Origin of the sequence: Pseudoalteromonas sp. TB51 (genome assembly GCF_000498055.1) — a bacterium.
GTDB lineage: Bacteria > Pseudomonadota > Gammaproteobacteria > Enterobacterales > Alteromonadaceae > Pseudoalteromonas > Pseudoalteromonas atlantica.
This window is the reverse complement of record NZ_AUTO01000219.1, coordinates 1-10,802: the sequence shown is the minus strand read 5'-3', so window position 1 is coordinate 10,802 and position 10,802 is coordinate 1. Positions and strand designations below refer to the sequence as shown.

General features: G+C 41.8%; 8 protein-coding genes and 1 rRNA gene. 5 read left to right on the top strand and 4 right to left on the bottom strand.

Annotated elements, in window-relative coordinates; genetic code table 11:
- Positions 1–115, top strand: a 5S ribosomal RNA gene (gene rrf / locus L650_RS0112390).
- A 585-nt stretch (positions 116–700) separates the two neighbouring features.
- Here rrf and L650_RS0112385 read toward each other — a convergent pair.
- The 4 genes from L650_RS0112385 to hslR form a co-directional block, all read right to left on the bottom strand.
- Complete coding sequence (locus L650_RS0112385; RefSeq protein WP_029773318.1) at positions 701–1,813, bottom strand: PepSY-associated TM helix domain-containing protein; 1,113 nt, start codon at positions 1,811–1,813, stop codon at positions 701–703.
- Positions 1,814–1,962: 149 nt separating this feature from the next.
- Positions 1,963–3,501: a phosphoenolpyruvate carboxykinase gene (locus L650_RS0112380; protein WP_004588454.1), complete on the bottom strand. Its 1,539-nt coding sequence runs from the start codon at positions 3,499–3,501 to the stop codon at positions 1,963–1,965.
- Positions 3,502–3,762: 261 nt separating this feature from the next.
- Positions 3,763–4,608, bottom strand: a complete 846-nt coding sequence (gene hslO, locus L650_RS0112375; RefSeq protein ID WP_024032560.1) for an Hsp33 family molecular chaperone HslO — start codon at positions 4,606–4,608, stop codon at positions 3,763–3,765.
- 12 nt (positions 4,609–4,620) lie between these two features.
- Positions 4,621–5,043: a ribosome-associated heat shock protein Hsp15 gene (gene hslR, locus L650_RS0112370; RefSeq protein ID WP_024032559.1), complete on the bottom strand. Its 423-nt coding sequence runs from the start codon at positions 5,041–5,043 to the stop codon at positions 4,621–4,623.
- 213 nt (positions 5,044–5,256) lie between these two features.
- On the opposite strand from hslR, the gene gspC reads away from it, so the two are divergent.
- The 4 genes from gspC to L650_RS0112350 form a co-directional block, all read left to right on the top strand.
- A complete protein-coding gene (gspC, locus tag L650_RS0112365) occupies positions 5,257–6,198 on the top strand; it encodes a type II secretion system protein GspC (RefSeq protein ID WP_029773317.1) in 942 nt (313 codons plus the stop codon).
- Positions 6,199–6,221: 23 nt separating this feature from the next.
- Entirely contained in the window at positions 6,222–8,291 is a 2,070-nt protein-coding gene (gene gspD / locus L650_RS0112360; RefSeq protein WP_024032557.1) for a type II secretion system secretin GspD, read from the top strand.
- Positions 8,284–9,852 carry a type II secretion system ATPase GspE gene (gene gspE / locus L650_RS0112355; protein ID WP_029773316.1) on the top strand — a complete coding sequence of 523 codons (1,569 nt, stop codon included), beginning with the start codon at positions 8,284–8,286 and terminating at the stop codon, positions 9,850–9,852. Before gspD ends, gspE begins: the two co-directional genes overlap by 8 nt.
- Positions 9,853–9,854: 2 nt before the next feature.
- Positions 9,855–10,802: type II secretion system F family protein (locus L650_RS0112350; protein WP_085065487.1), on the top strand; the 948-nt coding region annotated here is incomplete at its 3' end.

Here is a 10,802-nt window from a genome sequence, read left to right as displayed (position 1 = left end):
CTTGGTAACCATAGCGTTTTGGACCCACCTGACCCCATGCCGAACTCAGTAGTGAAACGAAACAGCGCCGATGATAGTGTAGCATTTGCTATGTGAAAGTAGGACATTGCCAGGCTCCAAATACAAGAAAGCCCGACTCGAAAGAGCCGGGCTTTTTTACGTCCGCAGAAAAGTAAAAATACATTCCAGATATTATTCGCACAGTCTCCACCACCTCCGTAGCGTGGGTTGAGTATCACGAAACCCGCGGATAAGGCTCACCACACATCTTTGTATGGTAAATATAGTGTTTTTATATATGCGTACCTTAGTCCGCACGACATTTGACAGCGTAGTACACCGACTCCTAATAGCAGATCGCTGCTTAAGAAATGAAGCATTTTTTCTACGTCTCTAGAAAAGTGAAATACCTGCCTTTATATAGTTCCGCCACTCCTTTGTAGCGTGGATTGAGGATCACGAAACTCGCGATTAAAGCACGCAATATAACTTAAAGTAATGAATTAATTTTAAACAGTTCATAGGGCTTAGCTTATTATCAAGCGTAGCACTTTAAGTTTGGTATAAAGCGGTTTGACTATCTATATAGCTTTTGCTTTGATTTACGCTGCATAAGCAGCTCGTAATTTAGGTCGTAGCTAGCTATACAAGCAGGTTTAGGTTGTGAAAGCTCGTTTGATATATTAAATAAGCTTTGTCATTAGCTTATAGTGTACTTAAATCGTTTCGTTTTAATGAGCCACCTAAAAAGGCCCAGGGCAAATAACAAAGCGGTGGCTACACCTGATAAAACCCATAGAATTCGTAATGGCTGATCGCCAATGCTGCCATTATGAAGTGGATGCAACCAGTTTTTAAATTTACTGGCAATGCTCATCTTATCTATATTAAAAACACTTATGAGCTCTCCTGTGCTTGCATTTACTTGCACATAACTGTGAGGAAAGCGATAAGAGGGATCGCTTTTGGTTTTGAACCTAAACCGATATACCGCATTGTGATTTGACGGGGTTTCTACCCATGCTAGCCGTGTATTTGGCATGGCCTCTTGTGCTGTACTAAGTGCTGCTGATAAAGAAATACTGCGCTGGGGTTTTATTATTGCGCTGTTAGGTTTATCTATATTTCCAAGCAGGAATGTTATTAAAGGATCGGTTTGCTTTGGTATTGCCAGCATTATACCGGTTGCTGTTAATAGGATTAAAGGCAGAGCAAAAATTAAACCAAGCAACTTGTGCCAGTCATATAACGAGCCCAGTACAGAGCTGCGCGCTTTAAACTTTAATGACTTAGCCCATTGCCCTTTTTTAGGCCACCAAGCGCATAGGCCTGATATGAGGAGTATAAGGCTACTTATTCCTATATAACCTATAACGATTGTACCAGCGCTACCTGCAAGTAACGATAAGTGTACGTTATAAACCCAGGTAACAAAGTAGTTACCCCATACATCCTCACGTAATATAAGCCTGCCATCAGGGCTTAGCCAAACCATAAGTGGTTCAAAAGCGTGATCCACAGTTTCGTTTTGATTGTAATATCTTGCGGGAATATAATGTTTATTTTTAGTGCTTTCTAAACGCCACGAGCCTCGTTTATCTGGGTAGTGAGTTTTTAACGTTTGATATGCGGTATCCCAACTTATAGGCTTCACTGTTTCTGTACTTAATTTACTTATATTTTCATCTAGTTCGGGGTAATAAACGAGTATAGAACCTGTTAGAGCGATGAGTGCGAGTACACCCCCGATAGATAAGCCTAGGTATAAATGTACACGTCTTGCAATTTTTCGCCATGAACCATTAAAACGCATAAAAGAGTGACCATTAAAAGGGATGGCGTATTGTATCTTTGTTTAATAGAAAAGAACTGCGACAAAATGTCGCAGCAATAAAATAATTAGCTTAGCAAACAAAAACGTCAGCTTTATAGGCTGGCGTTTAAATCAGGCTTGGTAATTAATTATGCTTTTGGGCCTGCATTTTTAATATCATCTGATACATCGTATTTAGCGAAGTTTTCAGTGAAGTCAGCGGCAAGTTTTGCTGCATATTCATTATATTTAGCTTTATCTTCCCATGTATTAATTGGGTTAAGTAGCTTGCTATCCACACCAGGGACTTCCACTGGTACGTCTAGATTTAATACATCGATATGCTGAGTCTCTACATTGGCTAATTTACCAGATACGATTGCATCTATTACAGCGCGGGTAGTTGGAATATCAAAACGCTCACCGGTACCGTATGGGCCGCCTGTCCACCCTGTATTAACAAGGTAAACCTTTGCCCCAAATTCGCGTACACGCTTCATAAGCAGCTCAGCGTAAACACCTGCAGGGCGAGGGAAGAAAGGGGCGCCAAAACACGTTGAGAATGTAGATTCTATATCGCTAGTTGAGCCAATCTCTGTAGAGCCTACTTTAGCCGTGTAACCACTTAAAAAGTGAAAAGCTGCGGCTTCTTCGCTAAGTACAGAAACCGGCGGTAAAACACCGCTCACATCACAGGTTAAAAATACAACAGCTTTTGGCTCGCCAGCACGGTTTTCAACTTTGCGCTTTTCTACGTGCTCTAGCGGGTAAGCAGCACGGCTATTTTGCGTTAAGCTTGTATCGTTAAAGTCAGGTGTGCGTGTTTCATCAAGTACAACGTTTTCTAAAATTGTACCAAAGCGAATAGCATTCCAAATTACTGGCTCATTTTTTTGTGAGAGGTCGATACATTTTGCGTAACAGCCACCTTCGATATTAAATACGCTTCCTGGTGCCCAACCGTGTTCGTCGTCACCAATTAAAAAGCGTGTTGGGTCGGCCGATAAAGTTGTTTTACCAGTACCCGATAAACCAAAGAATAGTGCTGTATCACCAGCTTCTCCTACATTAGCAGAGCAGTGCATTGGTAATACACCTTTTGCTGGAAGAAGAAAGTTTTGAACGGAGAACATCGATTTTTTCATTTCACCGGCATAACGCATACCAGCAAGTAACACTTTGCGTTGAGCAAAGTTAATAATAACAGTTCCGTCGCTGTTGGTGCCATCACGCTGTGGGTCACAAACAAACGAAGGTACATTCATTACCTGCCATTGGGGTAAATCAGATGCATTATAGTTTTTAGGCTCAATAAACATGTTTTTAGCAAAAATATGGTGCCACGCTGTTTCTGTAGTAACAACTACAGGTAGATAGTGCTCAGGGTCTGCGCCAACTTCTAGGTGAGAGGTGAAGTGGTCATTACTTTGCACATGTGCTTCTACGCGAGCCCATAAAGCGTCAAATTTGTCAGCATCGAATGGGCGGTTTACATTGCCCCATTGGATATCATCTTGCGTTGTTGCTTCTTTTACAATGAAGCGATCTTTAGGAGAGCGACCAGTGCGCTTGCCTGTAATTGCAACAAAGGCTCCATTTGCGGCTAGTGTCCCTTCGCCACGACGAATCGCATGCTCGACAAGTTCAGCTGCGGTTAAATCGACAAAACGTGTTGCGCTTGTAGTCATGTTTATACCTAACTATGTGTGAGAGTTTGAACGGGATAGCTCTGGGTTCTTAGTTCCCTTAAGCTGAAATTATAGTAACAGAAGGATTTGAGATATTCGAGCCTGTAAAGGCCCTAAAAACACATATATTTGCTAAAAAACATGAATAATTTCAATGATACCGGTGTCAGTAAATTAACAAAATTCATGACACCGGTATCATCATTTTATAATATAAAACCGCATATTTTGCGGCTTTATATTTGATTATGAGGTGGGAGGTTAATTAAAAATGTTTTTAATATCTTGCTCGTCAAAAACATATTCTTTTAGGCAATAATGGCAGCTAATGTTAACAGCGCCATTTTCAGCAACATCATCAAGTAATGCTTGTTGGCCTACATTAACTAAAGCAGTAATGGTTTTCTCTCTACTACAGCCACATTTAAATGTAATCGCTTGCGGGTCAAATACGCGCGGGTTATCTTCGTGATATAAGCGCGTTAATACGGTATTGGCATCAAGCTCTAATAGCTCTTCGCGTTTAATTGTATCGCTTAAGGCTTCTAAGTGAGTGAAGTCATTAATTGATTTTTGCTTATCAACAGGCAGTACTTGTAAAAACAACCCACAGGCTTTTGCTTTCCCTTCTGTTGTGTCGGTTGCAAACCAAAGGCGTGTTTTTAGCTGTTCTGATTGCTCAAAGTAGCTTTCAATACATTTACTTAATGTATCGTGCTCAAGAGGCACTATGCCTTGATAACGTTCGCCTTTGGTTGGAGTAATGGTAATAACCATATAACCTTTACCTACAAGCTCTTTTACCGTTGTGCCGCTAACCTCGCTTTGCATGCGCGCAATACCACGCATATTTTGTTTATCGTCGCCGTTAATAACAGCGTATTTAACAGGGCCATCGCCTTGTAGCTGAACGGCTATTTCACCCTCAAACTTTAAAGTGGCAGTTAATAAACACGTTGCAACGAGTAATTCACCTAATAATGCTTTAACTGGCTCAGGGTAATTGTGATTAGCTATCATCTCGTTGTAGGCGTGCTCAATTTGAACGAGTTCGCCACGAACATCGAGTTTGTCGAATAAATAACGGTGCAGTAAATCTTGTTGCATGAGCGGCTATACCTAACTTGATTTCATTTTTAAAAGTTCGCGTCTTTGCTTTTTATCGGGCTTTTTATCCGGATGTGGAGCAAAGAAGCTGTTATTTTTGCGTGCGATGGCGTTTTCTTCGCGTTTTGCAATACTTGCATCAGTTTCTTGATACAAGGTCTGTGCAATGGGGGCGCTTTGGCGTTTTTCAAGCACTTTAAGTACCTTGATAAGCTTTTCATCAACGCCTTGGGCAAGTTTTATGGTTGCGCCAACCTCCACAATTTTACTCGCTTTAGTACGTTGCCCATTATAATGTACTTTGCCGCCTTGCACCATTTCGCGTGCAAGCGCACGGGTTTTATAAAAGCGCGCAGCCCATAACCATTTATCTAATCGAACTTTTGGCTCACTGTTGTGGTCTGAGTCGGCATTAGTATTATTTTTTTTACTCATTAGGCTTCTTCAATCGACTATTTATATATCGTAAAATTTATCATGAAATCATCGTAGGATGAAGGTATTACGGCGCGTGCTGGTTTTTTAGTCAACATTACATTGTTATATTAATCTGTTTACAAAGTTTAATATTAGTGTGCTTGTTGAATGAAAAATGAAAGGGTACTATGGGTACGCGCTTATGCAGTAAATTAAAATAAGAACATTATTATGGAACAGCAAATTCAACAGCTTAAACAATTTTTAACACGGCTACCCCATGCTAAATTAAGCGCAGTAGTTACGCTGTTAGTCGTTGTTTATCTTGCTTATTTACTCTCAAAATTAGTTTGGCTGGTATGGCCACAACCGGTCTCTACACCGCTTACTCCATCTCACTATTCAGCCGGATCGAAGGCTTCTAGTACTACCTCAGTACAAAATATTATAGAGCAATTTTTATTTGGTAAAAAAACTGTAACAAATAAAACCAATACTGCGCAGCAAAACGAAGTAATTAATAATGCACCAGAAACACGCTTAAGTATTAATCTAACTGGTATTGTTGCTGTAAGTAACGACGACAAGGCAGGTATTGCTATTATTGAGTCACAGGGACGACAAGTTAGTTACTTAGTTGAAGAGGTTGTACAAGGCACCCGTGCAGAGGTTGCGCAAATACTTCCCGATCGCGTTATTTTAAGTGTAAACGGCCGATTTGAAACGCTAATGCTAGATGGTCTCGACTTTAGTAAAAAAGTATCTATGCCTGTGCTTGCCGCTCGCGAAGCACAAGACATGGGGCCGCAAAAAATAGAACAAAGCGAGTTGCAAATTAACGCAACCGCTGACCCAGATGTAAAAGTAGCAATAATAGAAACACGAGAAGAGCTACTAAGTGAACCTGGTAAGTTATTTGATTATATTCGTGTTTCACAAGCAATGAGCGATGGCGAGTTAATCGGCTATCGCTTAAGCCCAGGTAAAGAGCCTGCTCTGTTTAAACAAATGGGCCTACAAAATAATGATTTAGCCGTGGCTATTAACGGTTACCAATTAACAGATTTACAACAGGCAATGGCAGCTATTAATGAGCTGCGTAATACCAGCGATGCCACAATTACGATAGAACGTGACGGTGAGCAAATCGATGTGCAATTTAGCCTGCAATAACTTAGCTTTGGAGTTTTAACATAATGGTTCAGGTGCTACACCTCAAAAAAATTAAAAAAGGGTTAGCTAAGTACGCAGCGCTTTTTTTAGCAGCCAGTATTTCGTTGTCGGTTTCAGCTGTTGAATATGCTGCAAACTTTAAAGGCACAGATATCAACGAGTTTATAAACATTGTTGGTAAAAACCTTAATAAAACAGTGATCATTGACCCAAATGTGCGCGGTAAAGTAAACGTACGTAGTTATGAGTTAATGGATGAAGCGCTGTACTACCAATTTTTCTTAAATGTACTCGAAGTATATGGCTACTCAGCAGTAGAAATGGACAACGGTATTATCAAGATTGAAAAAAGCTCTGACGCTAAAAAATCAAATGTACCGCTAATTACAGAAAACAGCGCTGCATCGGGCGATATGATGATCACCCGTGTGGTACGCGTTAAAAATGTAAGTGTTCAAGAGCTTGGCCCATTAGTACGTCAATTTAGCGACCAAAAAGACGGTGGCCATGTAGCAAACTTTAATGCTGCCAATGTCATGATGCTTACTGGTCATGCAGCGTCGGTTAATCGCTTAGTAGAAATTATTCGCTCGGTGGATCAAGCCGGTGATAAGCGTGTAGATATTGTTAAGCTTAAATATGCAACAGCAGATGATGTAGTATCGGTTGTTGAAAATATTTACAAAGACAGCGGTAAAGGCAGCGTTCCAGAGTTTTTAATCCCTAAGGTGGTTGCCGATGGCCGTACTAACAGCGTAATAGTAAGCGGTGAAGGGCAAGCCCGTACCCGTGCTATAGAACTAATTAAGCGCCTAGATGGCGAACTTGAAAGCCAAGGTAATACCAAAGTATTTTACTTAAACTACGCCAAAGCAGAGGATTTAGTAAAAGTACTGCAAGGCGTAAGTAAAACGCTTGCAGAAGATGGCCAAGGCACAAGTAAAACTCGCACAAACAATAAAAACGATGCCAGTATTGAAGCCCACCCTGACTCAAACTCATTAGTTATTACGGCACAGCCCGATACCATGCGCTCATTAGAGACCGTGATTGATAGGCTCGATATTCGCCGTGCGCAAGTACTTGTAGAAGCGATTATTGTTGAAGTAATGGAATCGGATGGCGTTAACTTAGGTACGCAATGGATTTCAGAAGATGGCGGTATGTTGCAGTTTAATAATGGCTCAACTGTGCCTGTAGGCTCATTAGCGGTTGCAGGTATTCAAGCGCAAGACACCACAACCACACAAACAATAATAGGCACAGAATCAGGTAACGTAACCAGCTACGATGAAACAACTGAGGGTGATTATTCGGCACTTGCCTCGCTACTAAGTGGTGTTAATGGCTTAGCGTTTGGTTTAGTTAAAAACGACTGGGGTGCAATTATTCAGGCCGTTTCAACTGACACTAACTCAAACATACTGGCTACACCTTCTATTACCACCATGGATAACGAAGAAGCGTCGATGATAGTGGGTCAAGAAGTGCCCATTATTACTGGTTCGCAAACAGGCAGTAATAACGATAATCCATTTCAAACCATTGAACGCCAAGAAGTGGGTGTAAAACTAAAAGTAACCCCACAAATTAACGATGGCTCAGCAGTACAATTATTAATTGAACAAGAAGTATCGAGTGTAAGTGGTGCAACCGCTGTTGATATTTCTGTTAATAAGCGCGCCATTACCACAACCGTTATGGCTGATGATGGCGGTATGGTTGTGTTAGGCGGCCTAATTGATGAAGACGTACAAGAAAGTGTATCTAAGGTACCAATTTTAGGTGATATTCCAATTTTAGGTCACTTATTTAAGTCAACCAATACGACCAAACGTAAGCGTAATCTTATTGTATTTATTCGCCCAACTATTATTCGCGATGGCGTTAATATGAATAAGTTAAGCTTTAATAAGTATAACTTTATCCGTGGCGAGCAAATGAAAGAGAAAGAAGATGGCATAGAGCTTATGCCAAATTCAGATGTTCCTTTACTCCCATCTTGGGATGATGAGCTTATTCTGCCACCAACTTATGAAGAGCACTTAAAGGCATTGAGCTCTAAAGAACGTGCAGAGCGTGAAGATGACTAGCGCAATAGAACAAATAAACGAAGACGTGGTTCATCGTAGTGATGAAACACGCTCTGAGGAGTTACTTACAAGTAACGATTTAGTTGAGTTGCCTCCAAAGCGTTTACCTTTTTCGTATGCGCGCAGAGCGGGTGTACTGCTTAGTAAAAACAATGAACAGCAAGTTGTGTATTACCGCGGCGAGCTAGATGTTGAAGTATTGCTAGAAGTGCGTCGCATTGCAGGTAAAGGCTTTACCCTAGAGCAGTTAGCAGACGATAAATTTGAGTTACTATTAGAGGCTGCGTATCAGCGCGACAGCTCTGAAACACAACAAATGATGGAAGATATTGGTAATGAGGTCGATTTATTCTCCCTTGCCGATGAACTCCCACAAACCGAAGATTTATTAGCCGGCGATGATGATGCGCCTATCATCAAACTAATCAACGCCATGTTAAGCGAAGCAATTAAAGAAGGTGCATCCGATATACATATCGAAACCTTTGAGCAAGAGCTTGTGATTCGCTTTAGGGTTGATGGCGTATTAAAAGAAGTGCTTAAACCTAATCGTAAGCTTGCTTCGTTATTAGTTTCGCGTATTAAGGTAATGGCGAAACTAGATATAGCAGAAAAACGTATTCCGCAAGATGGTCGTATCAGCCTGCGTATTGCAGGGCGTGCAGTAGATGTACGTGTATCTACCATGCCATCTAGCTTTGGTGAGCGTGTAGTACTGCGTTTACTTGATAAAAACAATGCCCGCTTAAACCTTGAAGATTTAGGCATGACGCCGCAAAACCGAGAGTTGTTTGCTGATTTAATTAGTAAACCACACGGTATTATTTTGGTTACTGGCCCAACGGGTTCTGGTAAAAGTACCACCTTGTACGCCGGTATGAGCCAAATAAATTCTCGCGATCGTAATATTTTAACGGTAGAAGACCCAATAGAGTACGAAATTCCGGGGATTGGCCAAACGCAAGTAAATACCAAAGTAGATATGACCTTTGCCCGCGGGCTTCGTGCAATATTACGTCAAGATCCCGATGTAGTAATGGTCGGTGAAATACGTGACCTTGAAACCGCGCAAATTGGCGTGCAAGCATCGCTTACAGGTCATTTAGTTATGTCTACGCTACATACCAATACCGCCTCGGGCGCAATTACCCGTATGGAAGACATGGGTGTAGAGCCATTCTTACTGTCATCGTCATTGTTAGGCGTGCTGTCGCAGCGCTTAGTACGTACTTTGTGTAATAGCTGTAAAGAAGATCACACTGCTGATGAGCGTGAGTGTGAGCTGCTAGGTGTACCGTTTGATAGCGCACCTACAATTTACCGCGCAGTAGGCTGTGAAGAGTGTAACTTTAATGGTTACCGCGGCCGTACTGGTATTCATGAATTACTCGTGGTTGATGAAGAAATACGCGAAATGATCCACAGCGGTAAAGGCGAGCAAAGTGTTGAAAAATACATTCGCCAAAAAAGCCCAAGCATACGCCAAGATGGCTGTAGCCGCGTATTGGCAGGCAAAACAACCCTTGAAGAAATTCTACGCGTTACCCGTGAGGAAGCCTAACCATGGCGGCGTTTGAATACCGTGCCCTTGATGGCCGAGGGAAAGAACAAAAAGGCATTTTAGAAGCCGATACAGCTAAGCAAATTCGCCAAGCGCTGCGCGAAAAAAAACTTACGCCGCTTGAAGTTGTCCCTGCAGCAGAAGGGGAAAAACAAGTTAGTGGCGCAAAAACGCCGTTATTAAGTCGTTTTTTTAAACCCAGCGTATCTACCTCCGATTTAGCCCTTATTACGCGCCAGCTTGCGACGCTCATTCAATCGGCATTGCCAGTTGAAGGGGCTGTCATGGCGGTGGCAGAGCAATGTGAAAAGCCTCGCCTAAAACGTATGCTTATGTCGGTACGTTCAAAGGTAGTAGAGGGTTATACACTTGCCGATGGCATGAGTGAATTTCCACATGTATTTGACGATTTATACCGAGCAATGGTAGCCGCAGGTGAAAAATCAGGGCACCTTGACCAAGTATTAAATCGCCTTGCCGATTACACCGAACAGCGCCAACACATGCGCAGCCAAATTGCTCAAGCCATGGTATATCCTACCATTTTGGTTATTTTTGCTATTGGTATTGTTTCGGTTTTACTCGGTACTGTTGTGCCTAAAATTTTAAAAACCTTCGAAAAAACTAAGCAAGTTCTGCCTTGGACGACCGAATGGGTTATGGCAGGCAGCCATTTTGTACAAAATTATTGGTTTATAAGTTTGTTAGTCATTACTGCGCTGGCAGTAGGTATTAAACATGCACTTAAACAACCTAAAATTCGCTTTTGGTGGGACGACCGCGTACTGCACATGCCTGGTTTTGGTAAAGTAGCGCGGGGTATTAATACCGCGCGTTTTGCACGTACACTCAGTATTTTATCGTCAAGCTCAGTACCGCTACTTGAAGGTATGCGCATATCGGGTGGCGTATTAGCGAATAAAAAAATGAAAAAATCGGTGGCAGATGCT

Bases quoted from the DNA above. Each gene is read 5' to 3' on its own strand.
- L650_RS0112385 (WP_029773318.1), bottom strand. From the start codon at position 1,813: ATGCGTTTTAATGGTTCATGGCGAAAAATTGCAAGACGTGTACATTTA.
- L650_RS0112380 (WP_004588454.1), bottom strand. From the start codon at position 3,501: ATGACTACAAGCGCAACACGTTTTGTCGATTTAACCGCAGCTGAACTT.
- hslO (WP_024032560.1), bottom strand. From the start codon at position 4,608: ATGCAACAAGATTTACTGCACCGTTATTTATTCGACAAACTCGATGTT.
- hslR (WP_024032559.1), bottom strand. From the start codon at position 5,043: ATGAGTAAAAAAAATAATACTAATGCCGACTCAGACCACAACAGTGAG.
- gspC (WP_029773317.1), top strand. From the start codon at position 5,257: ATGGAACAGCAAATTCAACAGCTTAAACAATTTTTAACACGGCTACCC.
- gspD (WP_024032557.1), top strand. From the start codon at position 6,222: ATGGTTCAGGTGCTACACCTCAAAAAAATTAAAAAAGGGTTAGCTAAG.
- gspE (WP_029773316.1), top strand. From the start codon at position 8,284: ATGACTAGCGCAATAGAACAAATAAACGAAGACGTGGTTCATCGTAGT.